A 26,099-nucleotide genomic window follows, 5' to 3' on the forward strand; every position below is an offset into this window, starting at 1 on the left:
CGGCAGGTACCTGCCGGGCCACACTCTTTTGGTTGACTCTTCGTCGAACCCGTTAAATCCACGAGGGTAACCACATGTGAGAACGCCAGAAGCTGTAGTTGACGACGTCCGCGCGCCACAGGGGCAGGAAATATATCGCACACATCAGAATGGCGATCGTGAGCACTGCGGCCACGGCCCAGCCGGACAACTCCGTGCGTCGGGGCAGGGGAGCGCTGAGGGGGTGTCCGTCGGCGGTTACCCATCCCGTGAGTACTGCGATCATCCATGCGACGGATAGGGCGACAAATGGCGCAAAGACGACCGTGTAGAAGGTAAAGATCGTTCGGTGCGCGTAGGCGAGCCACGGCGCGTACAGGGCGATGTATCCGAGCGCCACGATGCCCGTGCGCCAATTGCGGTAACGCAGCGTCGCCCACAGGATGAGGATGAGTGCGCCAATGCCGATCCACCATAAGAGTGGGTTTCCGAGAGCGACGATATCCGTTGCGCACTGTCCGGACGTGCAGCCCGTGACCTCCGGCCCGGTCTGCCAGTGGAAGGAGGTTGCTCGATACTGTGCAAGCCAGGTGTAGGGGCTGGACTGGTAGGTGTGCGGGGTGCTCAGGCCGTTATGGAATGTCCACATCTCCTTGTGGTAGAGCCATAGGTCGGCAAGTGAACCAGCAAAGCCGGAAATTCCTGAACGTCCGTGTCCGTGGGCAGCGGGGTGCGCAAACCAGCCGAACCATGACGCAATGTAGGTGAGAATCGCCGTGGGAACCATGAGAACGAAAGCCCACCAAATGTCGGCGAGAAGGGCTCCGCGAATGGGGGATGGGTGTCCGGCTCGCCAGCGGCACGTGACTTCTCGGATCGCGACGAAAATACCGAGGAACGCAAGGGCATATATTCCGGACCACTTGACGGAGCAGGCGAGCCCGGCGAGGCAGCCAGCTGCGAGCAGCCACGGCCGGTTCCCCGCATTCGGGCCGACTGCAAAGGGGCGGCGATCGTGACGGGTGAGGAAGGCGCGCAGGTCATTCCAGCCCTGGCGAGGAGTGCCCAGGTCATCCCATTCCTGGAGCTTTGCGAACAGTCGCGGCTGGGATGCCTCTTGGTCCTTCACGACGCACAGGAAAGCGGCCAGGGTGAACATGGTGAGGAATCCGTCGAGGATGGACGTGCGGCTCATGACGATTGCCATGCCGTCCGTCGCCAGGAAAAGGCCCGCCAGGAGTGTGAGTGCCGGTGAGCGGAACAGGTTCTGAGCCAGTCGGCACAAGAGAATAACGGTGATGATGCCGCAGATTGCCGCGGCGATACGCCAGCCAACGGGGTCTGCCTGGCCGAAGACCTTCATGCCCAGAGCGATGAGCCATTTTCCCGTGGGAGGGTGGACGGGGTATCCGCCAACCGCTGACAAGCCGGAGGTGTCGCCGTTGATGAAAGCGGCGTCGACGTCCTTGGCCCACGTCCCCTCGTAACCGAACGTGAGAAGAGACCAAGCGTCCTTCACGTAGTATGTCTCGTCGAAGATGAGTGTGCGGACATTGTCGAGGCCGGGGAGGCGGATGATCGCCGCGACGATAGCGGCAATCGCGGTTGCGACCCATCCGGCGGCGGGAGTGTTGAGGCGATCAGTCCAGCGCGGATTTCGTGGGGACCTCGGAGTGTCCCAGGAGGGCGACTCTGAGGAGTCGATACCTGCTTCTTCGGTGGGCTGTTCCTCGGTCGTAGCCTCGGCCGTTGGCTCCTGCTCGAGGATGTCCGAGGCCTCGTCGATCGTGTCGTTGTGTGCGTTCGCTGTATCCATCGCATCCGAGTCTAGCGGCCCGATCGTGCTGAAAGGAGCGTGGCGCACATCCACTCTCGCACTTGGGGAGAATGTTCAGTCTGCGCCTCTTGAGAATTGTTCTCGCTTCTGTATATAATTTTCGTGTACCCGAAAATTGCACAGGAGCAATGATGTCTTTCTCACCAACGCGTAGCTTGGCCGCTGCCGCAGGCCTGGCCATGGCGACCGCCTCGCTGGCTGCGTGCGCGCCCTCCTCGTCGGCCCACGGTCTCGCGGTCGTCGCCACGACCACCCAGATCTGCGACTACGTCACTCAGATCGCGGAGCGATCTACCGATATTTCCCTCGACAAGACCGATGCCGCCGGAAAGAGCAGTCATGTCGGCGCGCAGAAGGACGGCGCTGCCCTCACCATGAGCCTGACCTGTCTGCTCGCCCCGAACGCATCCGCGCACGAGCATGAGATGACCCCTGCTCAGACCTCGGCGCTCGCGCAGGCCGACGTCATGGCGGTCTCCGGCGTGGACCTCGAGCACTTCCTCGACGACGCTGTCGTCTCCTCCGGCTTCAAGGGACGCATGGTTGTCACCTCTGGCGTCCTGACAGCCGCCGACATCGATAACCCGGGCACTTCCGACCCCGAGGCTGCCTACACGATCGATCGTGGAAGTGAGCGCGTCGACGTCGCTCCGTGGCCCTTCCCGCCGGAGGAAGCGGGGGAGGAGCCCGAATTCCGCTTTGACCCGCACGTGTGGACCTCGCCGAAGGGCACCCGCGTCCAGGTCGCTAACCTCGGCGCGGGCCTCGCAGCCGCAGCGCCGGACGCCGCCTCGTCGATCAACGCGGCCACTGCCTCGTACCTGGAGGACATCGACGCGCTCGATCAGTGGACCGCCGAGGCTATCGAGACCGTGCCCGAGGGGCAGCGCGTCCTCTTTACCTCCCACGACGCTTTCGGCTACTTCTCGAGGGACTACGGCATCCGATTCATCGGCGCCGCCCTGTCCGACTTCAACGAGCAGCAGGACGCCACCGCCGACCACATCGCCAAGGCCGTCGAGGCCGTCAAGGAATCCGGTGCGGTCGCGCTCTTCGCCGAAAACTCCAACAACTCTAAGTCCATCGAGGCGATCGCCCGCGCGGCCGGCGTGACCCCCATCGTGGGCGAGGACGCCATGTACGGCGACTCGCTGGGGCCCGACGGCTCCGAGGGAGCCACCTACGTCGGCTCGATCATCCACAACGTTCGTGCCGTGACGCAGGCGTGGGGCGGTACTGTGCCGCAGCTGCCCGAGCGCCTGAAGGATCAGTGATGGGCAGACTCGTCTCCTTTCAAGACGCGGCGCTGGGGTACGCACATACCCCGGCGCTGACCGGCCTGACTCTCGACGTGTTCGGGGGCCAGGCCCTCGCCCTTGTCGGCCCCAACGGCGGCGGCAAGACCACCCTCATGCGAGGTATTGTTGGCGGCTGCTCGGTCCTCTCCGGGGCCGTCGAGGTGGACGCAACCCGCATCGGGCTCGTGCCGCAAAGCGCTGACCTGGACCTCACGTTCCCCGTGAGCGCTGCCGAGGTCGTCACCATGGGACTCATCGCCGAGGCCGGCTGGGGCAGGCGCATCAACGCCGACATGCGCGCGCGGGTGAGCGCCGCCCTCGAGCGCGTCAATCTGAGTGACCGGGCCACCCACCGCTTCGGGACGCTCAGTGGCGGACAGCGCCAGCGTGTCCTCGTCGCACGCGCCCTCGTTGCGCGCCCCGAGCTGGTCATGATGGACGAGCCCTTCAACGGCCTGGACGCGCCCAGCCGCGACATCATCACGGGCCTCATCGCCGACCTGACCGCGGACGGCGTCGGCGTCATCGTGTCCACGCATGACCTGTCCCTCGCGCGTGATGTGTGCTCCCAGGCGTGCGTGCTCGCCTCCCGCCTCGTCGCCCTGGGGCCCACCGATGAGGCCCTCGCGCCCGAGGTCTTGGCTCGCGCATACGGATCGAGCGCCGACGAGGCGATTGCGGCCCTGTCATGATCGCCCCCTACCTGCTGCGCCCTCTCATCGTCCTCGGCCTGCTCGCGCTCGCGGTGGGACCGGCCTCGACGCTCGTCAACCTGCGTCGCGCCGAGTTCAGCGCCGAAACGATGGTCCACGGAGTCTTTCCCGGCATTGTCGTCGGCATGGCGATTGGCGGGCGCGACGCGATCATCCCGGGCGGCGCAGTGTGTGCGGCTCTTATTGCGGCAGCGCTCACCGTGGCCTCTCGCAAACAGCGTCACTCCGAGGCGACGACCGCAGTCCTGCTCACCGCCTTCTTCTCCCTCGGCATCGTGATCTCCCTGCGCATCGGCGACATGTCCGGGCAGCTCGAATCCCTCATGTTCGGCCGCCTCCTGGATATCACCCCGTCGCGCATGGCAACGAGCGCCCTCGTCCTCGTGGTCGCAGCCGCCCTGCTCGCCCTCACCTGGCGCGCGCAGGTCGCGGTGTCCTTCGACCGCGAGGCCGCGCATGTCAGCGGCATCCCGGTCACCTGGATCGACATCGCGTTCAACGCGGCGCTCGGAGCCATCGTGGTCGCGGCGTCGACGGCCGTCGGGGTCCTCCTCGTCGTCGGATATCTTGTCGTGCCCGGGGCCTTCGGTCGGCTGCTCGCGTCGGGCCCGCGGGCGATGGTGCTCCTGGCCGGTGCCTGCGCGCTCGTCGGTGGATGGGCCGGCTTCGGCGTTTCCCTCCTGCGCGCGCCGCGACCGCTCTCTCCGCAGGCGTGCGTCGCCATGGGCGTCCTCGTCTGCTTTGCTGTCGCCTGTGCCATCCGTGAGATCCGCGCCCGCCGCGCGCCCACGGTCACCGCCGCGCGTGAAAAGTCGCGTGAAACGACCGTGAACGTCGAGGGAGGACAGGCCTCATGATCGCCAGCCTCCTCCTGTACCCCGCGCTCCACGTGACGATCATCGGGGCCCTGGGCGGTCTTGTCGGCGCCTTCGCCTACCTGGACCGGCGCATCTTCTTCGCCGAATCCGTCACGCACGGCACGTTCCCGGGCGCGGTTCTCGGCGTCGTCATCGCAGCCGTCCTCGGATTCGGGCACTCCGGAATGTCGGCGGCGCTCTATGTTGGAGCGTTCCTCGGGACCATCCCGCTTGTCGCCCTTATGCGCTGGCTCGCCACGATCCCCGGCATCTCCAGCCAAGGCGCGGCCGGCATCGTGCTGACCGCGGGTTTTGCTTCCGGTTACTTCCTGGCGACCTGGTTCAAGCCCCTGCCCCTCGCGGTGAATTCCTTCCTCACCGGCTCTGTCATGACCGTCTCCCCGGCTGACGTCGCCTGGGCCGGTGCCGTCTTCGCGGTCGCCCTGCTGGTCGTGATGATGGGCGGGCGCCACCTGATCGCCCACTGCTTCGACCCCGCCAACCCCGCCGCGGCCTCGCGCGCCGGGCGTCACGAGCTCGTCATCCTTGGACTCATCCTCGCGTCGGTCACCGTGGCGATCCCCGCGGTCGGCACGATCCTGTCGATCGCGCTCATTGCCGCGCCGGCCGCCGCGCTCGCGCCCCTCGTGCGCAGCTCGCGTGCCTTCCTCGTCGGCTGCCCTCTGCTCGGAGCGCTTCTCGGGATTGTCGGCCTCGCGATCGCCGTCCCCGCGCGCCTCAGCGCAGGCGGAACCATCGCGCTCCTGTGCGCCGCGTGCGTCCTGGCCTCGCGCGTCCCCCAATGGGTGGCGGGTACGAGGCGGACGCGCCGTGCGCGCGCAGGAAACCAGTGAGACGATACGGGCATGGAAGCAGCGACCGACACGACCAACGCCCCCGAAGCTGCCTCGACGTCCAAGGACGCTCGCGTGCAGGAACCCTACCGCCAGGAGGCGGGGACTATCCTGCTGGCCGCCACCCCGATCGGGGACGTGCGTGACGCCTCACCCCGCGTTGTCGCCGCGCTTGCGGGGGCGGACATCGTCGCCGCCGAGGACACGCGCCGCGCGCTCGCCCTCGCCTCGCGCCTGGGCATCAAGCTGGGTGGCCGCCTCGTCGCCCTGCACGACCACAACGAGGCCGAAAAGGCTGAGGGCATCGTCGAGGCCGCTAGGGGAGGGGCGCGCGTCGTTTTTGTCTCCGACGCGGGCATGCCCACGGTCTCCGACCCGGGCTTCCGGCTGGCGCGTGCCGCCATCGACGCGGGCGTTCCTCTGTCTGTGCTGCCCGGCCCCTCCGCGCCGCTCGTGGCCCTCGCCCTGTCCGGCCTGCCCTCGGATCGCTTCGCCTTCGAGGGGTTCCTGCCGCGCAAGGATGGGGAGGCCACGCGCTACCTGCAGGACCTAGCCACCGACCCGCACACGCTCATCTTCTTCGAATCGCCCCGGCGCGCGGCAGCCACACTGACGCGCATGGCCGAGGTCTTCGGCGCCGACCGCCCCGCCGCGCTGTGCCGCGAGCTCACGAAAGACTACGAGGAGGTGCGCCGCGGCACGCTCGGGCAGCTCGCGGAAGGTGCCGACGACGTGCTCGGCGAGGTGACGATCGTTGTCGCCGGATACGCGCGAAGCGCACGCGCCGAAGACCACGTCGGCGCCGTCCTCGCACTTGCGGCGGAAGGCATGCGCCTCAAGGACGCTGCGGCCGAGGTGGCCGCAGCGACGGGCGCGCGTAAGAACGACCTCTACAAGGCCGCTCTCGCCGCGAAGTGACGAGGCCCGGGCAGCGACGAGGCCTGGGCGCCGTCAGGGAAATTGCTCAGACGATCTCGACCTGCTCCGACGTCATCCACTGACGGGCCGACGCGCCCAGCTCCTCGGTCACGGGGGCGGTCAGCTCGCGCAGGACACGCGTCCGGAACCCGGCGTGGACAGCATCCACGGCCGTGCACGCCACGCAGTGCGACTCGGCCAACCCCACGACATCCACGTCTGTGATGCCAGCGCCGCGCAGCGCCTCCTCCAGCGTCTTGCCATCCTCGGTCGTTCCCTCGAAGCCCGAGTAGGCGGCCTTGTACTGGCCCTTCTTGACCGTCACGTCCGCGTTCACGTGCGCGAGCGCCGGGTGCAGCTCGGCCTCGGCCGTGCCCGCGACGCCGTGCGGGGGCCAGGTGTCCACGAAGTCGGGCGTCTCGGAGAAGTGAGCGCCCGGATCGATGTGCCAATCCTGCGTGGTGACGATCAGCTGGTACTCGTCGCGGTGCGCGTCCACGTAGGCGGCCACGGCCTCGGCGATGGCGTTGCCGCCGGTCACCGGGAGAGCACCACCTTCGCAGAACGTGGGCTGAACGTCGACAATGATGAGTGCGCGGGCCATGAAACCTCCCTGATAAATCAGTAATTTCCCCAAGCGTATCACCGGGTCACATCGGTTGAAAGGCTGTTTCAATATCCTCGATATGCGGCCGGTTGCCCGTTTATGACACCGACGCAGTATTGTTAGGGGCTATGAGTCGTATTCTGTCCGCCGTCGCATGGCCCTACGCCAACGGCCCCCGTCATATTGGCCACGTTGCGGGATTCGGTGTCCCCTCCGACGTTTTCTCCCGGTACATGCGAATGGCCGGCCACGACGTCCTCATGGTGTCCGGAACCGATGAACACGGAACCCCCATCCTGGTGGCCGCCGACGGCGCCGGCGTGAGCGCCCGCGAACTCGCAGACCAGAACAACCGCCTCATCGTCGAGGACCTCGTGGCCCTGGGCCTGTCCTACGATCTTTTCACCCGCACGACCGCCGGCAACCACTACCGCGTCGTCCAGGACATGTTCGCCACCGTGCGCGACAACGGCTACATGATCGAGCAGGTCACGCGCGCCGCCATCTCCCCGTCCACCGGCCGCACCCTGCCCGACCGCTACATCGAGGGCACCTGTCCGATCTGTGGCGCCGAAGGAGCGCGCGGTGACCAGTGCGACAACTGCGGCAACCAGATGGACCCGACCGAGCTCATCAACCCGCACTCGCGCATCAACGGCGAAACCCCCAACTTCGTGGAGTCCACCCACTACTTCCTCGACCTGCCCGCCCTGGCTGATGCCCTGTCCGCCTGGCTCGACGAGCGCGAGAAGTCCGGCACCTGGCGACCCAACGTCATCAAGTTCTCCCAGAACTTCCTCGAGGACATCCGTCCCCGCGCCATGACGCGCGACATCGACTGGGGTATCCCGGTCCCCGGCTGGGAGGACCAGCCCACCAAGCGCCTGTACGTGTGGTTCGACGCCGTCATCGGCTACCTGAGCGCCTCCATCGAGTGGGCACGCCGCACCGGCGATCCCGAGGCGTGGCGCAGGTGGTGGAACGACCCCGAGGCCCTGTCCTACTACTTCATGGGCAAGGACAACATCGTCTTCCACTCCCAGATCTGGCCCGCCGAGTTGCTCGGCTACAACGGCCAGGGCGCGAAGGGCGGTGCCCCCGGTGACCTGGGCGTCCTCAACCTGCCCACCGAGGTCGTGTCCTCCGAGTTCCTCACGATGGAGGGCAAGAAGTTCTCCTCCTCGCACGGCATCGTCATCTACGTGCGCGACTTCCTCTCGCGTTACCAGGCCGACGCCCTGCGCTACTTCATCAGCGCCGCCGGCCCCGAGACCTCGGACTCCGACTTCACGTGGGCCGAGTTCGTGCGCCGCACCAACGGCGAGCTCGTCGCCGGCTGGGGCAACCTGGTCAACCGCACCGCCTCCATGATCGCCAAGAAGTTCGGCGAGATCCCCACCCCCGGTGAGCTCGAGGACATCGACCGCGCCCTCCTGGATGCCGTCGAGGCCGGTTTTGCCACCGTCGGCAACCTGATCCGTCACCACCGCCAGAAGGCGGCGCTGTCCGAGGCTATGCGTCTGGTCGGCGAGGCCAACAAGTACGTGACCGACACCGAGCCCTTCAAGCTGAAGGCCCCGGAGCAGCAGGAGCGCCTTGCGACGGTCCTGTGGACCCTGGCCCAGGCGGTCACGGACCTCAACCTCATGCTCTCCCCGTTCCTGCCCCACGCGGCCAACGACATCGACCGTGTCATGGGCGGCACCGGCGAGATCGCGCCGATGCCCTACATCGAGGAGGTCGCCGAGCTCGACCCGCAGGTCCTGCCCGCCGACTTCGAGGGCCGTGACGGCTACCCGATCATCACGGGCGACTACACGAACGTGCCGACCTGGGAGCGTCACCCGATCACGCCTGGCACCCCGATCGCCAAGCCCACGCCGGTGTTCGTGAAGCTGGATGAGTCCATTGTCGAGGAGGAGCTTGCCCGCTACGCGGACGCTCACCCCGATGATGTGACGGGCGCCTGATCTGGGTTTTTCGTTGATCTGTCGCGTTTTGCGACAGGTGTGACGTACGTTTGACAGCGCGCGGGCGGGACGGATGTGTCCCGCCCGCGCGCTCGTCTATCTCGGGGTGTTACCGTGAGGTCATGGCCGAAGATTTTCTCGCGTCCGCCCTCGCTGCCGAGGCCTCGTCGCGCGCCCCGCAAGATCCCGACTACCCCCTCTTTCACGTCGCACCCCCGGTGGGCCGACTGAACGACCCGAACGGCCTCATTGAGATCGATGGGACCTACCACGCTTTCTTCCAGTACACGCCCGAGCATCCGCGCCGCCTCGTCTACTGGGGCCACGCCACCTCCTCGGACCTGACCCGCTGGGACTACCACGCCCCCGCGATCCTGCCCGACACCCACCAGGACGCGAACGGCGCCTACTCGGGCACGGCGATCGAGGTCGGTGACCACGTCGAGCTGTGGTACACCGGCAACTACAAGGACCCCGAGACGGGGGAGCGCGAGGCCACCCAGTGCGTCGTCACCACGACCGACATGGTCCACTTCGATAAGCAGGTGCCCCCGATCATCGGCCGCCAGCCCGAGGGGTACACCGCTCACTTCCGCGACCCGCAGGTCTGGCGCGACGCGGACGGCTCCTACCGGATGCTGCTCGGCGTGCAACGCGAGAACCTCACGGGTGCGGCCCTCCTCTACCGCTCCGCGGACCTGCGCGCGTGGGAGTGCGAGGGTGAGATGACCTTCCCAGATGCCGGTGGAGCCTTCGAGGCGTTCGGCTACATGTGGGAGTGCCCCAACCTGGTGCGTCTCGTCGACGAGGATTCGGGTGAGGCCCACGACGTGCTCATCTTCTGCCCGCAGGGAATTTCGCCCGAGCGCGAGGGATTCGAGAATGTCTTCCCGTGTGTCGCCATCGTCGGCGAGCTCGTGGGTACCGAGTTCCGGGGCGCCGACGGCTCCTTCGAGGAGCTCGACCGTGGCACCGAGTTCTACGCTCCCCAGATCATGGCGCGCTCCGCGTCCTCGGCCCCGGGGGCGCCACCCCTCCTCTTCGGGTGGGCGGGCAACGCGGGCGAGGACGACCAGCCCTCGATCGAGACCGGTGGCTGGGTGCACTGTTTCACCGCGCCGCGCGCCCTCACCCTGCGCGGCGGCCGCGTGATCGCTCGCCCGTTCCTGCCGGGCCTGCCCCTGGCGCCTGCGACGCTCGAGGGAACCCCCGGGGACGAGGTCGGGGCGCGCATTGTGGAGCTCGCTGGCTCGCGCTCGTGGAGGCTTGCCTTCGATGCCTCCTACGAGGGTGCGCTGTCCGTGTGCATCGGTGAGGAGTCCGGCCTGTCGATCACCCTTGACGAGGGGCGTCTGACCGTCGACCTGACGGGCACGCGCTACCCCCACGGTGGCCGCCGCGTCGTCACCCTGGAGCCGGGGGAGGCCGGCCGCGTCGAGATTCTCCACGACCGATCGATCACCGAGATCTACCTGGGCGACGGATCGCGCGTCTTCACGACCCGCAGCTTCCTGAACGGCGAGGGGGCCGGAGTGACGCTCGAGGGCACCGCTTCTGTGACGAACGTGAGCGCCGCGCGCGCCGACTGAGCGACTGACGGACGAGGTCGTGGCTGCTCACAGTGGCCACGGCCTCGTCGTATGTGGGCGGTCTCTCATGATCTGACCTGAGACGATGTACCTCGCGCCTTGCGTTCGTGGCTCCTTCGCCCGTAGTATGTCAATCGATTGCTACACACCGCCCAGCGCGGCGTAACAATGGCGTTGCGCGTGGGGTTTTGAGAAAGGAATGTGGTCGGCAATGGATCACGCCAAGGTGGCAGGAGAGGTCGTCGAAGCAGTCGGCGGCGCATCCAACATCAGCGCAGCAGCACACTGCGCAACCCGTCTCCGCCTGGTGATCGCGGACGAATCCAAGATCAACCAGCAGGCCCTCGATGACAACGAAGATCTGAAGGGCACATTCGCCGCCGGCGGCATGTTCCAGATCATCGTCGGTCCCGGCGATGTTGACCAGGTCTACGCCAAGATGGTCGCAAACCACGGCGTACGTGAGGTCTCCAAGGACGAGGCCAAGGAAGAAGCCGAGGCTGGCGGCAACATCTTCTCCCGCTTCGTGAAGATGATTGCGGACATCTTCGTCCCGGTCCTCCCGGCCCTGATCGCCGGTGGTCTTCTCATGGCCCTCCACTCGGTCCTGACGGCCCAGGGTCTCTTCGGTGAGAAGTCCGTCATCGAGATGTACCCGGCGATGACCGACTACGACGCGCTCATTAACCTCGTCTCCTCCGCTGCCTTCGCGTTCCTGCCCGTCCTCGTTGGATTCTCCGCTGCGAAGCGCTTTGGCGGTAACACCTATCTGGGCGCCGCGATGGGCGCAGCGATGGTATCCCCGTCGCTGCTGTCTGCCTACTCCATGACAGACGCGGCGGCCGCCGCCAAGTTCTGGGCTTACACGGACCAGTCTTCCGTGTGGAACCTCTTTGGCCTCGAAGTCACCAAGGTCGGCTACCAGGCGATGGTCATCCCCACCCTGGTCGTCACCTGGATCATGTGCCTCATCGAGAAGAGCCTGCACAAGGTCCTTAAGGGCACTGCGGACTTCCTGCTCACCCCGCTCATCACCCTGCTGGTCACCGGCTTCCTGGCCTTCGTCATCGTCGGCCCCGTGACCCGTGAGCTCTCCAACTACCTGACCTACGGCATCAACTGGGCGTACACGACTCTCGGTGTCTTCGGTGGACTCATCTTCGGTTTCTTCTACAGTGCCATCGTCGTCACCGGTCTGCACCAGTCCTTCCCCGCCATTGAAATCCCGCTGCTGCCTTCCAACGGTGGCGTCGGCGACTTCATCTTCCCGATTGCCTCCATGGCGAACGTCGCGCAGGGCGCGGCTGCCCTGGCCGTCTTCTTCAAGACTCGCGACGCCAAGCTCAAGGGTCTGGCCGGTGCCGGTGGTGTCTCCGCAGTCTTCGGAATCACCGAGCCCGCCATCTTCGGCGTCAACCTGCGCCTGCGCTGGCCCTTCTACTGCGCCATGGTCGCGTCCGCCATCGGCTCCGCGGGCGTCGCCCTGTTGGACGTGCGCGGTCAGGCCCTGGGTGCCGCGGGCTTCGTCGGCTTCGTGTCGATCATCCCCAAGTCGATCCCCGCGTACCTGGCCCTCGAGGTCCTCGTCTTCGTTCTGTCCTTCGGCTTCACCTTCGCCTACGCCATGACGCGCGGCAAGGCCGACATGGAGGGCCGTGCGCCCGCCGCCAAGGCTGCCGCTCCCGTGGCCGCCGCCGTGGCGACCCCTGCTGCGGCGCCCGTGGCTGCTCCTGCCGCTGCCCCGGCTGCCGCCCCGGCCCCGTCCTTCAGCGACGAGGCGCTGGCTGACCTCTCTGTTGCCTCGCCTCTCGCGGGCACCGTGGTTCCGCTCGAGCAGGTCAAGGACGAGTCCTTCGCCAAGGGCATGCTCGGCCCCGGCATCGGCATAGAGCCCGCCGACGGCCTCGTCGTCGCGCCCTTCGACGGCACCGTGACCGTCGCCTTCCCGACCGGCCACGCCTACGGCCTCAAGTCTGCCTCCGGCGTCCAGGTCCTCATCCATGTCGGCATGGACACTGTCAAGCTGGACGGAAAGGGCTTCACGCCCCGCGTAGCCAAGGGTGACGTCGTGCGCCGCGGCGACGTGCTCGCCGAGGTTGACCTCGATGTCATTCGCGAGGCCGGATACGAGACCATCACGCCCGTCGTCGTGACGAATAAGAAGAAGCTCGGCGCGGTGACTCCGGTCGCCAGCGGCGAGATCCAGCGCGGCGACGCGCTGCTCGACGTGGCCCCCAAGGAAGCCTGAGCCTTCCGGGAGTCACTCCTGACATAACGGGTGGGAGGCACTAGCAGTGCGCTGGTGCCTCCCACCCGTCTGTCGTTCCGGTGGCTTCGGATGGGCGTTTCGTTGTGGCGGCACTCGTCGCGGGGAGTTCGCGTTCTCGCGCTGCTGGTGTCGACCGCACAGTCTGTGGCTGCCGCGAGGCATGTCGATGGTGAACGCCCAATTTCGCATGCAATTCACGTGTGGGTATTTCAGGATCTGAATCGAGGGCGTTGGTATTTCGCGGTTTTTGCGGCGACGTGGAATGTGACGCCGAGGAATTGCATGCGAAATGTCGGGGAGGCTGCCGACGGCGATGATGGGAGGGGCCCGACGAGGTGCCGGCACCTGGGCCCTTCAGCGGGTTAATGTGCTTGCCGATGGGATGTGTTTGATGACGCGCGCTCGCGGATAGGTGACGAGCTCCTAAACAAGAACCGAACACGTAGAGAGGGGAGAACATGCGGATAGGTTCTGCGCATGCGGATAGGTTATGACGATACGGATAGCTTATTAACCTATCCGCATCTCAATAACCTATCCATACGCGGATAACCTATCCGCGTGCGCATCCGTGGGCCCTCGCGGGCGCGACAATAATCCGGGGCAGCGGTAAATGGTGACAGCCTCGGGGCGCGTGACGTGCTCAGGCGCTGATCGAACGCCCCGGAATCAGCGTGCCCGAGAACTCGACCGTCTGAGCGTGGGGAGCTCCGGCCTCGTCGGATGAAGAACGCGTAGCCTTGCCCTCGATCTGATCGAGGAGAATCGACACCGCAGCCCGGGCGATCTCCTCGATGGGCTGGCGGATCGTCGCCAAGTGGGGGAGGGCGCGGCGCATCGTCTCCGTGCCATCAAAACCGATGATGGACAGGTCAGCGGGGACCGACAGGTTGCGCGTGCGCGCCCACTCGAGGACCTCAGCGGCCGCCAGATCGTCGGTCGCGAACACCCCGTCGACGGGGGCAGCGGCGCGGGCCTCGTCCAGGGCGTCGCGCACCATCGCGAAACGCTGTGGCGTCGGTGTATCGAAGGCTACGGTGACCACGCGCGGCGTCAGACCCGCGCGCTCGACCTCGGCGCGGTAACCGGCCTCGCGCAGATTGCGCGGACCCGAACGGGAGGTGAGCAGCAGGGGATGGCGGCACCCGCCCTCGATGAGTGCGCGCGTCGCCATGGCGCCCGCCTCCTCATTCGCACAGCGCACATTCGGGATGGACGGGCTCAGCTCGCGGTCGATCGTCACGAGCGGCATGCGGATCGTATCGTACTCGGACAGACCCTCGTTGTGGGCGCCCGAAATGATGCCGTCCACGCGGTTTCCCACGAGGAGCGAGAGGTACTCGCGCTCGCGGTCCGCCCGGCCCATGGAATTACAGATAAGGATGCGGTATCCGGCGTCGGCGAGGGCATTCTCGACCTCGACGGCCAGCTCGCCGAAGAAGGGCAGGGACACGGCGGGAACGATGAGGCCGACCGTATGCGTGCGCTTGCCATGCAGGGCACGAGCCAACGAGTTCGGGCGGTAGCCGAGCGTCTCGATCGCGTCGGCGACATTCTTCTTCGTCTTCTCCGAGAGGTAGCCGCGGTTGTTGAGCACGCGCGACACGGTCGTCAGGCTCACTCCGGCCAGCTCGGCGACGTCGGCCAGCGTTGGTTCGCGTGAACTCATGCGCGCTCTCCTTCCTTCCCTCGGTAGTTCTCCAGTGTAGTTGGTGAGGTGGAGGGGAGTCTCGCGTCGCGTCGGCGAGGCCGGGGCTGAGTGTTGCGTAGCGGCGTCGTCTCAGTTGTGAGAGAAGTCTGTCGTTGCATGGTTTTTCGGCATTTATGAGGGTGATGTATCCCATGTCACTGTCCGTGATATCGGGTTTTGCGTGGGTATCTCAGCCCGATACCATGGGCCGTACGGGCACCTGTGTCTCACGATGGACATACCCGCATTTGAAAGGAACGACCATGATTTCCCGCACCGTTGCAATTGGTTCCTCCGTTGGCCTCCACGCACGTCCCGCTTCCGTCCTCGCCGAGGCCGTTGATGACTCCGGCGTCGAGGTCACCATCGCTTTCGATGGCGAGGAGGCCGACGCCGCGTCGCTCCTCGAAATCATGACCCTGGGCGCCAAGCACGGCGACGTCGTCACCCTGTCCACCGAGGATGATTCCGCGGGCGCGGTGCTCGACTCGCTCGTCGAGCTGCTCTCGCGCGACCTCGACCAGGAGTGAGCTGATGGCGACGCACGACGTCCTGCACGGCATCGGCGTCTCCGCCGGTACCGCTGCAGCTCCCGCCGCGATCGTCCAGCCCGCCCCCGGCGTCGACACGACGGAGCCTGGCAGCGTCGACGCTGCTGCTGACGGCGCGCGTGTCCGTGAGGCGCTCGCAGCCGTTTCTGCTCGTCTGAGCGACCGCGCTGCGAACGCGCCGGAGGAGACGAAGGCGATCCTCAAGGCCACCGCCCAGCTCGCGGGTGACCGCGGCCTGGCTAAGGCCGTTGATAAGAAGCTGAAGAAGGGCCTCGGCGTCACCCAGGCCGTCCATGACGCCGTCGAGGACTACGCGCAGATGCTGCGCAGCCTGGGTGGCTACATGGCCGAGCGTGCGACCGACCTGTACGACGTGCGCGACCGCGCGATCTGCGAGCTGCGTGGCCTGCCCGAACCCGGCGTGCCGGCGTTCGACGGCCCCGTCGTCCTCGTGGCGCGCGACCTGGCACCCGCTGAGACCGCGACCCTGAACCCGGAGACCGTCCTCGGCATCATCACGGAGGTCGGAGGCCCTACCTCGCACACGGCGATCCTGGCCGCCCAGCTGGGCATCCCGGCGATCGTCAAGGCCGAGGGCATTATGGCTGTCGAGGAAGGCACGATGCTGGCCCTCGACGGTGGCGTCGGCGAGGTCATCGTCGCCCCCACCGATAAGGAGGTGGACCTGCTCAAGGAACGCTCGCGTCGCCGCGCGCTCGCCCTGGCAGGCTCGACCGGTAAGGGCGCGACCTACGACGGCTACCCCGTCAAGCTTCTGGCCAACATCGGCACGGTTGACGACGCTATGAAGGCCTCGAAGTTCGACCTCGAGGGCTCGGGCCTGTTCCGCACGGAGTTCCTGTTCCTGGAACGTTCGGAGGCCCCGACGCTGGAGGAGCAGACCGACACCTACACGAAGGTCCTGCAGGCCTTCGGTGACCGTCGCGTCGTCGTGCGCACCCTCGATGCGGGCGCCGACAAACCGCTGAGCTTCGCGGATCTGGGTACCGAGGAAAACCCCGCCCTGGGCGTGCGTGGCCTGCGCCTGTGCCAGGTGCGAGAGGACCTCATCGACACGCAGCTGCAGGCTCTGGCCGCTGCCCACAAGGCGACGGGCGCGGAGCTGTGGGTCATGGCCCCCATGGTGTCCACGGCTTCCGAAGCTCAGTGGTTCGCCGACAAGGCGCGCGGCTACGGCCTGCCCAAGGTCGGCATCATGATCGAGGTGCCCGCGGCCGCCCTGCGCGCCGAGCAGCTCCTGTCGATCGTGGACTTCGCCTCCATCGGCACGAATGACCTGACGCAGTACACGATGGCCGCCGACCGCCTGGACGGCAACCTGGCGTCTCTCCTGGATCCGTGGCAGCCCGCGGTCCTCGAGATGATCCGCCACGCCTGCAACGGCGGTCGCGCGACGGGCAAGCCGATCGGCGTGTGTGGCGAGGCCGGTGGCGATCCGCTGCTGGCCCTGGTTCTCACGGGCCTGGGTGTCGCCTCCCTGTCGATGGCACCGTCGAAGGTCAACGCTGTGCGCGCCGCCCTGCGCATGCACGACCTGGCGACCTGCCAGCAGATGGCCGCCTACGCGGTGGATGCACCCAACGCGAAGGAAGGCCGTGAAAACGTCCTGAAGCTGGTGGCTCCGGCCATGCTGGATCTGCTCTGATTCGACGCTTCTGACACGCAACGGGGTGGGCCCGGGAACCAATCGGTTCCCGGGCCCACCCCGTCAGTGCTGTGCGGCTCCGTCAATCCCTGCGGATTGCGTCGGCCGGATTCGAAGGCGCGGAGGCGGCATTCGCCTTCGGGGTCTTCTTGGAACGGCCTGAGAAGAGCGCGGTGAGGATCAGGATGATGCCCAACGTCGCGATCGCGCTGATGCCGAGGACCGGTAGATTGAAGTTCGTGATGTAGGCTTCGGCGATCAGGAAAGCGCCGACCATGCACACGAGGATCGCCCACACGAAGGCGCCGACTCGCACACCCCTGGCGGGGGCCTCGGGCAGCGTGCGTACATCGACGGGTACGGTCGGTGCACTCCACGTGGCGTGAGCGCCCGCAGTGGATGCCCCCAAGGGCTCCTGAGCGCGGTGGGTCGCCCCGGCCTCGTGCCCCTGGGGAGCGGACTCGCCCGTGGAGGCCGGATCGAAGGCGGTGCGCCCGCCTGCCCCTACAGAGCCGGCAGGAGGGCCCGCCTGCACATGCGGCCCCTGCGCGCCCGATGGGCCCGCCTGGCCCGCAGCCCCAGCGTCTGAGCGAAAGGGATCGGTGGGCATCTGGGCCGTCGGTGCCTCGCGGAAGATCGCGAGGGGATCCGAGGACAGGTCCGGCGACGAGGTCGGCATCTCGGTGGTCGCGTCCTGGCCGACGGAAGGGGCGGGAGTCGTCGGCAGCGGTGTCGTCTCGTCGAATTCGGGCAGCTGGGTGGTCTGGTCGTCGTTGGACGTAGTCATGGTCGTGTGCCTTCCTCAGTTACCCGACTGGGAGCCGGTGGGAGTAGGGGACGGGGTGGGCGTTGTGCTCGGCGTGGCCGAGGGAGTCGCCGAGGGGGTCGCGCTCGGCTTGGAGCCCCACGTGCCCGAGGAATCGGGCGTCTGCAGGATCGTCAGCGTGTCAATGTTTGCGCTGTCGGTGATGAGGACCGTGATGCCGCCGAGCGAGGGCTTCCCCCACGTGGGGGAGGAGGCAGTCACGCCGGAGCAGCCGTCCAAGGGCGCGGCCCAGCCGTTGTCCTTCATGTTGGTGGTCAGATCGTCGATGCTGGACTGGCACACGATCTGCACGGGCTGGCCCTCGGCCACCTGAATGGTGAGCCTGCTCCAGGCCTCCCAGTCGACCGTGATGGTCTTGGTGGTACCGACGGGGGCACCACTCAGGTCGAGTACCGTTGTGCCGGCCGGGTTTCCCCCGCTGATCCTGTCGACCGTCCAGTCCCGTGTCGTCTGGGAGCCGATACCGCTCGAGCCAACATTGATGTGGAAATCAGTCGGGTGAGCGGCCTGGGAGCCGACGGCCGCGGTGGGAAGTGCCATCATGATGCCGATGACGGACAGGGCGGTGAGCCAGCCGGCGCTGCGGTCGCGCAGGGCTGCAATCGCCAGGGAGAGGCCCACGATGATCAGGCAGACGCCGCCGCCGATCGTGATGACGCGGGCGATTGTCTGGCCCTCCGTCTCACCCGTTATGAAGGGGATCATGAGGCCCTTGTCAGCCCAGTACAGTCCGGCGAAAACGGCGGCCACAACGAGGACCAGCAGGCCCGTGATCGCGAGGTTGACGCGCCCGGAGACGGTGCGCGGGCGATGCGTCGGCGCAGGCGGAACGTTCCAGCGACGAGGCTGGGGCATGCTCGGGGGAGGCGTCCAGCCGGGGTGTGGCTGAGTGGGGCGAGCCGCAGCGGGGGCAGGGCCTGCCTGCGGCCTAGCGGTGCCGGTAGGAGAGGACTGGAAGTCGCTCGGCACACCGTAGGCGGGGAAACCCGCGGGGGCTTGCTCAGGTTTGGTTCCGGGATCCGTGGCCCCCGCGCCGTCAGCGGCCGGAGTGGTTTGTCCAAAAGGGACGGAGGTATCCGTCGCATTCTGGGTAGGAGCACCCGAAGGCGCGCCGTACTGCGGGGTCCCGTACTGGGGCGCGCCGTACTGCGGGGTCCCGTACTGGGGGCGCGGCTTGCTCGGGCCTTGCGACCCAGAACGCGCGATGCCCACGATGATGGCCGCGATTGCGGCCATGCCGGCCGCCATCACGATCAGCCTGAACCAGCCGATTCCCAGGACGCTGAAGATGCCGACATCGGATAGCAACGATGTAACAGAAGCGAGAACCATCAATACGCCGCCGATAACGGCCACGTCGAAGCGCCCTTCGACGGTCTCTTCCGCGTGAATGCGACCGTCCTCAGCCTCGGGCAGGAGCAGCCAGGCGAGCCCGTAGGCCATGGCCACGACCGGCATGAAGAACGCGCCAACTGCGACGAGGACGCGCACGAGGGACAGGTCCCATCCCTGGCGGGCGGAGATACCCGAGCAGACGCCTCCGATGACGCGGGGCTTAGCTCGGTACCATCCTGAGCCTCGGACGGAATCAAAGAAACCACTGCGGGGCGGGCGCTGCTCATAGCCAGCGTTGGGGTCCGGTGTGCCAGTGGACCAACTCATCATGCACTTCCTCTCGATGGGATCCACGCGGCGTGGATCGATACCACTACTCAACCAAAGAGACCGGGCACCCCGATAGTAGGGGACCCCCTGAACGGCCCCTGATTGTGGTGGGGGTGTCCCGGGGGCTGCCCCGGAGACGTGCCACAATGGAAGCGTGAGCAGACCCGTGAACTCCCCCCGGCCAGGGTGGACTCCGCCGATTCCGGCGCCGCCCAGTAGGCCACCGCTCGTGCGCGCGACCGCCTCGAGCCCGGACATGCCGGCCCCCTGGATGGCCGGCGTGTGCTCGGGCCTCGCCGTACACCTTGGGCTGCCGGTCTCGCTCGTGCGCGTCATGTTCATCTGCCTCACCGCCTTTGGTGTGGGCATCGGCGTTTATCTGTGGCTGTGGGTGACGGTCCCCGATGATTCCCCAGAGAAGAATGGTGCGGGAACGCTGAGTCCCGGCCTCGTCCGTTTGCGCGAGGAACGCGCCGCCCAGGTGTCGCGCAATCGCATGATCGTCGTCGGCGTCGCCCTGGTTGTGGCGGCGATCGTGGGTACCGTCTTGAACGCGACGGGCACTCTGGACTGGCGAGACATGGGGGCCATCGTCTCGATCATCTCGGGTATCGCGCTTGTGTGGAGCCAGAGCCGTGATGTGAACGGGTGGCGATCGTTGCGTTTCGTCGGCATTGTTGCCGCCGGCCTCCTGCTGCTCAGCCTCGGCGTCGTCATGGTTGCCTCGCGCGACAACCCGCCGGTGATCCTGCTGCGTGGCGGCCTCATCGGTGCCGCCCTGGTGGCAGGCGTACTCTTCGCTTTCGTTCCCATGTGGCTGCGCACCACGAAGGACCTGTCGCAGGCCCAGGCACAGCGCGTGCGCGAATCCGAACGCGCCGACATCGCCGCCCACCTGCATGACTCCGTGCTCCAAGCACTCACCCTGATCCGCGCATCCGCCGAGGATCCCGCCCGCGTGCGCGCCATCGCCCTCACCGAGGAGCGCGAGCTGCGCGCCTGGCTCTACACGGGCCACGCGCAGGCCGCCGACTCCCTCGAGGCCGCCGTCACCGAGGCGGTCGTGGGCGTCGAGAGCCGCTACGGCGTGCCCATCAGCGTCGTCGTCGTGGGCGACATGCGCCCGGGACCCGGCGAGCTCGCACTCGTCGCGGCCCTCGCCGAGGCCTGTCAAAATGCCGTGCGCCACGGCGCCCCTCCCGTTTCCGTCTACGTCGAGGTGCGCCCCCGAGCCGTTGAAGCCTTCGTCAAAGACAACGGCGAAGGATTCGACCCCGCCACCATCGCGGCCGACCGCCACGGCGTGCGTGACTCTATCGTCGGACGCATGCGCCGAGCCGGGGGTAACGCCACGATCAGGCGTCTCGCCCGCGGAACCGAAATCGCTCTGAGCGTGCCGCGCTCCGATATCCTGGAAGAAACAGCGCCCAACGGGAGGACACAGTGACCATTCGCATCCTCGTCATCGACGATCACCCCATGGTTCGGGCAGGCGTGCGCGCCGAGCTCGAAAACTCAGGGGCCGACCTCGAGGTCGTCGGTGATGCCTCCGACGTCGAGGGCGCCATCGCCGCCTGTCGTGCGCTCACCCCGGACGTCGCCCTCCTCGACGTGCACCTGCCCGGCGGAAACGGCGGAGGCGGGGCCGAAGTGGCCAGTACGTGCCGCGACATCGAGGGCCTGCACTTCCTGGCACTGTCCGTCTCGGATGCCGCCGAGGACGTCGTCCAGGTCATCCGCGCGGGCGCCCGCGGATACGTCACCAAGTCGATCTCCACCCCCGACCTCGTCGAGGCTATCGGCCGCGTCGCCGCCGGGGACGCCGCCTTCAGCCCGCGCCTGGCCGGCTTTGTGCTCGACGCCTTCGGTACCGGCGAGGTCTCCACGACCGACACCGAGCTGGACCTCCTGTCCGCCCGCGAGCAGGAGGTTATGCGCCTCATCGCCCGTGGCTACACGTACAAGGAAGTCGCCCACGACCTGTTCATCTCCATCAAGACCGTCGAAACCCACGTGAGCGCGGTCCTGCGCAAGCTCCAGCTCTCCAACCGCAACGAGCTGACGCGCTGGGCGATGCAGCGACACATCGTGTGAGGTCGGACCCCTTTCGCGTTCCTCATCCGGAGCGCGCGGCCCATGCGTGCCTACAATGGAATCCCGAGAGCGTGACAGCGCCTGACCGCCCCGCACGGACGGCCCCTTTCAATCCGCGACCTCGGAGGATGCATGCACCGCATCGGTTTTGATAGTGATCAGTACGTCGAGATGCAGTCTCGACACATCGCCCAGCGACGAAGCGAATTCGGCGGCAAGCTGTATTTGGAGTTCGGTGGCAAGCTGATCGACGACATGCACGCGTCGCGCGTTCTGCCCGGTTTTACGCCCGACAACAAGGTGCGTATGCTGCGCGAACTGGCCGACGAAGTGGAGATCATCGTCGCCGTTAATGCCAAGGATTTCGCGCGCCGCAAGGTCCGCGCAGACATGGGAACCACCTACGACGACGAGGTTCTGCGCCAGATCGACGAATTCCGTGAGCGTGGCCTGTACGTCGGCTCCGTCGTCATCACGCAGTGGACGGATGACAACAAGGCGGCCGCCGAGGTGAAGGAACGCTTCGAGAAGCTCGGCATCCGCGTCTACCGCCACTTCCCGATCCCCGGCTACCCCTCGGACGTCGAGCGCATCGTCTCGGACGAGGGCTACGGCGCCAACGAATACGTGGAGACCAGCCGCAACCTCGTGGTCGTGACGGCTCCCGGCCCGGGCTCCGGCAAGATGGCGACCTGCCTGTCGCAGCTGTACCACGACCACAAGCGCGGGATCGAGTCTGGGTACGCGAAGTGGGAGACCTTCCCGATCTGGAATATTCCGCTCGATCACCCGGTGAACATCGCCTACGAGGCGGCCACCGCCGACCTCGACGACGTCAACATGATTGATCCCTTCCACCTGGAGGCGTACGGGATCAAGACCGTCAACTACAACCGTGACGTCGAAATCTTCCCGGTCCTGAACCGCCTCTTCGAGAAGATCCTCGGATCCTCCCCGTACAAGAGCCCTACGGACATGGGCGTCAACATGGCGGGCCACTGCATCGTCGACGACGAGGCCTGCAAGGAGGCCTCGCGCCAGGAGATCATTCGCCGCTACTACAAGGCCCTCGTGACCGAGAAAAAGGAAATGAGCGAGCCCGTGCAGTCGGCGCGCATCTCCCTGCTGATGAGCCGCGTGGGTGTGGGGCGCATGGACCGCCCGGTCGTGCGTCCGGCCCTCGAGCTGGCCGAGGCCACGGGCGAGCCGGCCGCCGCGATCGAGCTGCCCGACGGCCAGATCGTCACGGGCAAGACATCGGCGCTGCTGGGCTGCTCCTCGGCGATGCTGCTCAACGCCCTCAAGAAGCTCGCAGATCTGCCCGACGAGGTCCAGCTTCTGGCTCCTCAGTCCATTGAGCCTATCCAGCGCCTCAAGACCCGCGACCTGGGCTCGCGCAACCCGCGCCTGCACACCGACGAGGTCCTCATCGCGCTCGCGGTCAGTGCCAACGGCGACGACAACGCGCGCCGCGCCCTGGATAAGCTCAGCGCGCTGCGCGACTGCGACGTGCACGAGTCGGTCATCCTGGGCCCCGTGGATGAGGGCATCTTCCGCTCGCTGGGCATCCAGGTGACGACGGAGCCGGTGTACGCGACGAAGTCGCTGTACCGCAAGAAGTAATCGCTTCGACGAGGCCGGGGTTTCCGTCGCGTATCAGCGCGGGGAGGACCCGGCCTCGTTGTGTGCCGCCTTTCGTGGTTGGTGCCACCCGGGGCGGGGGTCGCAGGTGAGGGTGGGGCGGTTTACCCTTGGAGGCGATGAGTGACTCGACTTCTTTGCCTGACCTTGGTTTCCTGATCGGCCCCGACGGGGGTTTTCAGGACGACTACGTGCCGCCAGAGGTGCCCGCCTTTGACGTGGAGGACGCCTTGGGCTCCGACGTGTGGCCGGAGATCGCCGTGCCGGGTGGGGCATCGGGTGCGCCGTCGGCGTGGGAGCCTCCCGCTTCTTCGGGTGGTTTTTCGTCGGGCTGGGAGCGTCCCTCGCGCCCGAGCGTGGACCCCGAGTCGCTGACGCGCGGCCTCAATGATCGTCAGCGCGAGGCCGTGACGCACGCGGGCTCGCCGCTGCTGATCCTGGCGGGCGCAGGCTCCGGCAAGACGCGCGTGCTCACGCACCGCATCGCATACCTGCTGGCCACGGGCCGCGCGCGGGCGGGGGAGATCCTGGCGATCACCTTCACGAACAAGGCGGCAGCCGAGATGCGCGAGCGCGCGGGCGCCCTCGTGGGGGACGACGCGCGACGCATGTGGGTGTCGACCTTCCACTCGGCGTGCGTGCGCCTCCTGCGCTACGAGCACGAGGCGGCCGGGCTGTCCTCGTCGTTTACGATTTACGACGCCCAGGATTCCCAGCGCCTCATCCAGATGGTCCTCAAGGCCATGGACGTGGACATCAAGCGCTTCACGCCAAAGATGGTGGCGGCGCGCATTTCGGATGCGAAGAACGAGCTGATCGGCCCGGCGCGCTACGCGGAGACGGCGGGCAAGGACCCGGTCTCACGCATCGTCGCGGAGGCCTACGTTGAGTACGACAAGCGCATGCGTGCCTCGAACGCGCTGGACTTCGACGACCTCATCATGCGCACGGTTGACCTGCTGCGCGAGAACCCGCTGATCGCCGAGCATTACCACCGGCGCTTCCGCCACATCCTCGTGGACGAATACCAGGATACGAACCACGCGCAGTATGTCCTCGTGCGCGCCCTCGTGGGGGACGGCAAGGACGGCGTGGAGCCCGCCGAGCTGACGGTCGTGGGCGACTCCGACCAGTCGATTTACGCCTTCCGAGGCGCCACGATCCGCAACATCGAGGAGTTCGAGCGCGACTTCACGGGCGCGCGCACGATCCTGCTCGAGCAGAACTACCGCTCGACGCAGAACATCCTGTCGGCCGCGAACGCTGTCATCGCCCGCAACACGGGGCGCCGCGCGAAGAACCTGTGGACGGCCTCGGGCGACGGCGCGCTCATCACCCTGGACGCTGCCGATTCCGAGCACGACGAGGCCCGCTTCGTCGTTGGCGAGATCGATCGCCTCGCGGACTCCGGGGTTGAGTGGGGCGACATCGCGGTCTTCTACCGCACCAATGCGCAGTCCCGCGCGCTGGAGGAACTCCTCGTGCGCCAGGGCATCCCGTACCGCGTTGTCGGCGGCACCCGCTTCTACGAGCGACGCGAAATCAAGGATGCCTTGGCGTACCTGCAGGTCATCTCCAACCCTGACGACACGGTCGCGGCCCGCCGGGTCCTCAACGTCCCCAAGCGCGGCATCGGCGCGAAGGCCGAGGAGGCGATCGCTGCGCACGCCGCCCACTACGGCATCTCCTTCGGCGCGGCCCTGCGTCACCTGTGGCTGCGCGCCGGCTGTCCCGCGGGTGAGGGCGAGGGGATCGACGTCGACGCCCTCGCGCGTTCCACGTCCCCGGACGAGGCCTCGGCTGATTCTTCGGCTCCCGTTTCCTCAGGTGGAGCGGCGGGGGAGAACCCCGGTGCTCGTGACGGTGCGGATGAGAGCGCGGCTGCGGCCCCGGCCTCGTCCCCTGCCGAGAACGCGACCGAGACTGCTCCCGAGGTCCTCGGGATCACCCCGCGCGCCGCGAAGTCGGCGGCTGCTTTCTGGGGACTCATCGAAACCCTGCGCGCCGCGGAGGCGCGAGGTGCATCGCAGGCCGACATCCTCGAAGAGGTCCTGGACCGCACCGGCTACCTGGCGGAGCTGCGCCGCAGCGAGGACCCGCAGGACGCCTCGCGCGTGGAAAACCTCGCGGAACTGCACTCCGTCGCGGGTTCCTTCGCGGCAGACGCTCCGGGTGGAACACTCGCGGACTTCCTCGAGCGCGTCGCCCTCGTGGCCGACTCGGACCAGGTGCCCGCGGAGGGCGAGCGCGGCGGGCAGGTCACCCTCATGACCGTGCACACCGCGAAGGGCCTCGAATTCCCGGTCGTGTTCGTCACCGGCATGGAGGACGGCACCTTCCCGCACCAGCGCAGCCTCGGCGATGAAAGCGAGCTCGAGGAGGAGCGTCGCCTCGCGTACGTGGCCATCACGCGTGCGCGCGAACGCCTGTACCTGACGCGCGCGGCCGTGCGCAGCGCCTGGGGCACCCCGCAGGAGATGCCGCCCTCACGGTTCCTCGACGACATCCCCGCCGAGCTCCTCGACGTGCGCCGCGCGGCCACGTCGGGGGAGCGCATGCGTGCGTCCTACGGCGGCTCCTACGGGTCGGGATCGTACGGCTCGGGTTCCTACGGGCGCTCCCGTCGCTCTGAGGGGCGCGACCCGTGGGGTGATGCCGACACGGGTGCCTTCGGCTCCGGCCGTGGCGGCGCCTCCGCGCAGCCCTCGGGTGTTCGCAAGGTGACCCGCATGGGCGTGGCTCCCGCCGCCAAGCCCGCCGAGGACAAGCCGGTGCTCTCCCTCAAAGTCGGCGACCGCATCAAGCACGCGACCCTGGGCGCCGGAACCGTCACCGGCATCGAAGGCGAGGGGCCGCGCACCGTGGCCCGCATCCGTTTCGGCCTGGGCGAGAAGCGCCTGCTTGTGCGCATGGCTCCGATGGAGAAGATTTCGTAGCGTATCCCAGCTAATGCCCAGCGCTGCTCGGTCTGCTTGTGGTCCCACGGGTGTTCCGGGCGCCGGAGGGCCCGGCTGGTTTTCGACCGTCGCTTGGCCTGCTTTGATGGGCCTGGCCGCTGTGTGTGCTGGTCGGCGG

General features: G+C 67.2%; 19 protein-coding genes. 14 read left to right on the plus strand and 5 right to left on the minus strand.

Going from position 1 to position 26,099, the window contains the following annotated elements; all coding sequences use genetic code 11:
• Nucleotides 1-52 precede the first annotated feature (52 nt).
• On the minus strand, nt 53-1,795 hold the full coding sequence (locus HMPREF1137_RS01600; protein ID WP_034496278.1) for a dolichyl-phosphate-mannose--protein mannosyltransferase: 1,743 nt from the start codon (nt 1,793-1,795) through the stop codon (nt 53-55).
• A 152-nt stretch (nt 1,796-1,947) separates the two neighbouring features.
• Between HMPREF1137_RS01600 and HMPREF1137_RS01605 the strand changes: the two genes are divergently transcribed.
• From HMPREF1137_RS01605 to rsmI, 5 genes are read left to right on the plus strand one after another with little or no spacing between them, the layout of a single operon-like run.
• Nucleotides 1,948-3,090, plus strand: coding sequence for a metal ABC transporter solute-binding protein, Zn/Mn family (locus tag HMPREF1137_RS01605; protein WP_007588096.1), 1,143 nt, complete (start codon nt 1,948-1,950; stop codon nt 3,088-3,090).
• Nucleotides 3,090-3,806 (plus strand): metal ABC transporter ATP-binding protein, encoded by a 717-nt coding sequence (locus HMPREF1137_RS01610; protein ID WP_007588094.1) that lies wholly within the window; start codon nt 3,090-3,092, stop codon nt 3,804-3,806. Before HMPREF1137_RS01605 ends, HMPREF1137_RS01610 begins: the two co-directional genes overlap by 1 nt.
• Entirely contained in the window at nt 3,803-4,684 is an 882-nt protein-coding gene (locus tag HMPREF1137_RS01615; RefSeq protein ID WP_007588080.1) for a metal ABC transporter permease, read from the plus strand. Before HMPREF1137_RS01610 ends, HMPREF1137_RS01615 begins: the two co-directional genes overlap by 4 nt.
• Entirely contained in the window at nt 4,681-5,538 is an 858-nt protein-coding gene (locus tag HMPREF1137_RS01620) for a metal ABC transporter permease (protein WP_007588100.1), read from the plus strand. The genes HMPREF1137_RS01615 and HMPREF1137_RS01620 overlap by 4 nt, the downstream gene beginning before the upstream one ends.
• Before the next feature lie 12 nt (nt 5,539-5,550).
• Nucleotides 5,551-6,456 (plus strand): 16S rRNA (cytidine(1402)-2'-O)-methyltransferase, encoded by a 906-nt coding sequence (gene rsmI / locus HMPREF1137_RS01625; protein ID WP_007588110.1) that lies wholly within the window; start codon nt 5,551-5,553, stop codon nt 6,454-6,456.
• Nucleotides 6,457-6,502: 46 nt separating this feature from the next.
• Here rsmI and HMPREF1137_RS01630 read toward each other — a convergent pair whose 3' ends face one another.
• A complete protein-coding gene (locus tag HMPREF1137_RS01630; protein ID WP_007588117.1) occupies nt 6,503-7,060 on the minus strand; it encodes an isochorismatase family protein in 558 nt (185 codons plus the stop codon).
• A 131-nt stretch (nt 7,061-7,191) separates the two neighbouring features.
• Between HMPREF1137_RS01630 and metG the strand changes: the two genes are divergently transcribed.
• The 3 genes from metG to HMPREF1137_RS01645 all read left to right on the plus strand — a co-directional run bounded on the left by metG (nt 7,192) and on the right by HMPREF1137_RS01645 (nt 12,870).
• Nucleotides 7,192-9,033, plus strand: coding sequence for a methionine--tRNA ligase (gene metG, locus HMPREF1137_RS01635; protein WP_034496283.1), 1,842 nt, complete (start codon nt 7,192-7,194; stop codon nt 9,031-9,033).
• Nucleotides 9,034-9,155: 122 nt separating this feature from the next.
• Nucleotides 9,156-10,622 (plus strand): glycoside hydrolase family 32 protein, encoded by a 1,467-nt coding sequence (locus HMPREF1137_RS01640; RefSeq protein ID WP_007588109.1) that lies wholly within the window; start codon nt 9,156-9,158, stop codon nt 10,620-10,622.
• 211 nt (nt 10,623-10,833) lie between these two features.
• The gene (locus HMPREF1137_RS01645; RefSeq protein ID WP_007588091.1) at nt 10,834-12,870 is read left to right on the plus strand and encodes a sucrose-specific PTS transporter subunit IIBC; all 2,037 of its coding nucleotides are present in this window, start codon (nt 10,834-10,836) and stop codon (nt 12,868-12,870) included.
• A 664-nt stretch (nt 12,871-13,534) separates the two neighbouring features.
• Here HMPREF1137_RS01645 and HMPREF1137_RS01650 read toward each other — a convergent pair.
• On the minus strand, nt 13,535-14,560 hold the full coding sequence (locus HMPREF1137_RS01650) for a LacI family DNA-binding transcriptional regulator (protein WP_007588078.1): 1,026 nt from the start codon (nt 14,558-14,560) through the stop codon (nt 13,535-13,537).
• A 284-nt stretch (nt 14,561-14,844) separates the two neighbouring features.
• Here HMPREF1137_RS01650 and HMPREF1137_RS01655 point away from each other — a divergent pair, with 284 nt between their 5' ends.
• Nucleotides 14,845-15,111: an HPr family phosphocarrier protein gene (locus tag HMPREF1137_RS01655; RefSeq protein ID WP_003793915.1), complete on the plus strand. Its 267-nt coding sequence runs from the start codon at nt 14,845-14,847 to the stop codon at nt 15,109-15,111.
• Between the two features lie 4 nt (nt 15,112-15,115).
• A complete protein-coding gene (gene ptsP / locus HMPREF1137_RS01660; RefSeq protein WP_007588111.1) occupies nt 15,116-16,798 on the plus strand; it encodes a phosphoenolpyruvate--protein phosphotransferase in 1,683 nt (560 codons plus the stop codon).
• Nucleotides 16,799-16,880: 82 nt separating this feature from the next.
• Here ptsP and HMPREF1137_RS01665 read toward each other — a convergent pair whose 3' ends face one another.
• Both HMPREF1137_RS01665 and HMPREF1137_RS01670 read right to left on the minus strand, forming a co-directional pair.
• Nucleotides 16,881-17,585 carry a hypothetical protein gene (locus tag HMPREF1137_RS01665; RefSeq protein WP_007588120.1) on the minus strand — a complete coding sequence of 235 codons (705 nt, stop codon included), beginning with the start codon at nt 17,583-17,585 and terminating at the stop codon, nt 16,881-16,883.
• A gap of 15 nt (nt 17,586-17,600) precedes the next feature.
• Complete coding sequence (locus tag HMPREF1137_RS01670) at nt 17,601-19,289, minus strand: PspC domain-containing protein (protein ID WP_007588099.1); 1,689 nt, start codon at nt 19,287-19,289, stop codon at nt 17,601-17,603.
• Between the two features lie 256 nt (nt 19,290-19,545).
• Here HMPREF1137_RS01670 and HMPREF1137_RS01675 point away from each other — a divergent pair, with 256 nt between their 5' ends.
• The 4 genes from HMPREF1137_RS01675 (at nt 19,546) to HMPREF1137_RS01690 (ending at nt 25,960) form a co-directional block, all read left to right on the plus strand.
• Nucleotides 19,546-20,736: an ATP-binding protein gene (locus HMPREF1137_RS01675; protein WP_007588113.1), complete on the plus strand. Its 1,191-nt coding sequence runs from the start codon at nt 19,546-19,548 to the stop codon at nt 20,734-20,736.
• Nucleotides 20,733-21,383: a LuxR C-terminal-related transcriptional regulator gene (locus tag HMPREF1137_RS01680; RefSeq protein WP_007588084.1), complete on the plus strand. Its 651-nt coding sequence runs from the start codon at nt 20,733-20,735 to the stop codon at nt 21,381-21,383. Before HMPREF1137_RS01675 ends, HMPREF1137_RS01680 begins: the two co-directional genes overlap by 4 nt.
• A 132-nt stretch (nt 21,384-21,515) precedes the next feature.
• Nucleotides 21,516-23,006: a DUF1846 domain-containing protein gene (locus HMPREF1137_RS01685; protein ID WP_007588079.1), complete on the plus strand. Its 1,491-nt coding sequence runs from the start codon at nt 21,516-21,518 to the stop codon at nt 23,004-23,006.
• A gap of 137 nt (nt 23,007-23,143) precedes the next feature.
• Nucleotides 23,144-25,960: a UvrD-helicase domain-containing protein gene (locus HMPREF1137_RS01690; RefSeq protein WP_007588112.1), complete on the plus strand. Its 2,817-nt coding sequence runs from the start codon at nt 23,144-23,146 to the stop codon at nt 25,958-25,960.
• Nucleotides 25,961-26,099 lie beyond the last annotated feature (139 nt).

This window comes from Actinomyces sp. ICM39 (assembly GCF_000282935.1).
Taxonomy (GTDB): domain Bacteria; phylum Actinomycetota; class Actinomycetes; order Actinomycetales; family Actinomycetaceae; genus Pauljensenia; species Pauljensenia odontolytica_B.

Excerpts from the sequence above, each read along its gene's own strand:
- HMPREF1137_RS01600 (WP_034496278.1), bottom strand. The coding sequence starts at position 1,795 with ATGGATACAGCGAACGCACACAACGACACGATCGACGAGGCCTCGGAC.
- HMPREF1137_RS01605 (WP_007588096.1), top strand. The coding sequence starts at position 1,948 with ATGTCTTTCTCACCAACGCGTAGCTTGGCCGCTGCCGCAGGCCTGGCC.
- HMPREF1137_RS01610 (WP_007588094.1), top strand. The coding sequence starts at position 3,090 with ATGGGCAGACTCGTCTCCTTTCAAGACGCGGCGCTGGGGTACGCACAT.
- HMPREF1137_RS01615 (WP_007588080.1), top strand. The coding sequence starts at position 3,803 with ATGATCGCCCCCTACCTGCTGCGCCCTCTCATCGTCCTCGGCCTGCTC.
- HMPREF1137_RS01620 (WP_007588100.1), top strand. The coding sequence starts at position 4,681 with ATGATCGCCAGCCTCCTCCTGTACCCCGCGCTCCACGTGACGATCATC.
- rsmI (WP_007588110.1), top strand. The coding sequence starts at position 5,551 with ATGGAAGCAGCGACCGACACGACCAACGCCCCCGAAGCTGCCTCGACG.
- HMPREF1137_RS01630 (WP_007588117.1), bottom strand. The coding sequence starts at position 7,060 with ATGGCCCGCGCACTCATCATTGTCGACGTTCAGCCCACGTTCTGCGAA.
- metG (WP_034496283.1), top strand. The coding sequence starts at position 7,192 with ATGAGTCGTATTCTGTCCGCCGTCGCATGGCCCTACGCCAACGGCCCC.
- HMPREF1137_RS01640 (WP_007588109.1), top strand. The coding sequence starts at position 9,156 with ATGGCCGAAGATTTTCTCGCGTCCGCCCTCGCTGCCGAGGCCTCGTCG.
- HMPREF1137_RS01645 (WP_007588091.1), top strand. The coding sequence starts at position 10,834 with ATGGATCACGCCAAGGTGGCAGGAGAGGTCGTCGAAGCAGTCGGCGGC.
- HMPREF1137_RS01650 (WP_007588078.1), bottom strand. The coding sequence starts at position 14,560 with ATGAGTTCACGCGAACCAACGCTGGCCGACGTCGCCGAGCTGGCCGGA.
- HMPREF1137_RS01655 (WP_003793915.1), top strand. The coding sequence starts at position 14,845 with ATGATTTCCCGCACCGTTGCAATTGGTTCCTCCGTTGGCCTCCACGCA.
- ptsP (WP_007588111.1), top strand. The coding sequence starts at position 15,116 with ATGGCGACGCACGACGTCCTGCACGGCATCGGCGTCTCCGCCGGTACC.
- HMPREF1137_RS01665 (WP_007588120.1), bottom strand. The coding sequence starts at position 17,585 with ATGACTACGTCCAACGACGACCAGACCACCCAGCTGCCCGAATTCGAC.
- HMPREF1137_RS01670 (WP_007588099.1), bottom strand. The coding sequence starts at position 19,289 with ATGATGAGTTGGTCCACTGGCACACCGGACCCCAACGCTGGCTATGAG.
- HMPREF1137_RS01675 (WP_007588113.1), top strand. The coding sequence starts at position 19,546 with ATGCCGGCCCCCTGGATGGCCGGCGTGTGCTCGGGCCTCGCCGTACAC.
- HMPREF1137_RS01685 (WP_007588079.1), top strand. The coding sequence starts at position 21,516 with ATGCACCGCATCGGTTTTGATAGTGATCAGTACGTCGAGATGCAGTCT.
- HMPREF1137_RS01690 (WP_007588112.1), top strand. The coding sequence starts at position 23,144 with ATGAGTGACTCGACTTCTTTGCCTGACCTTGGTTTCCTGATCGGCCCC.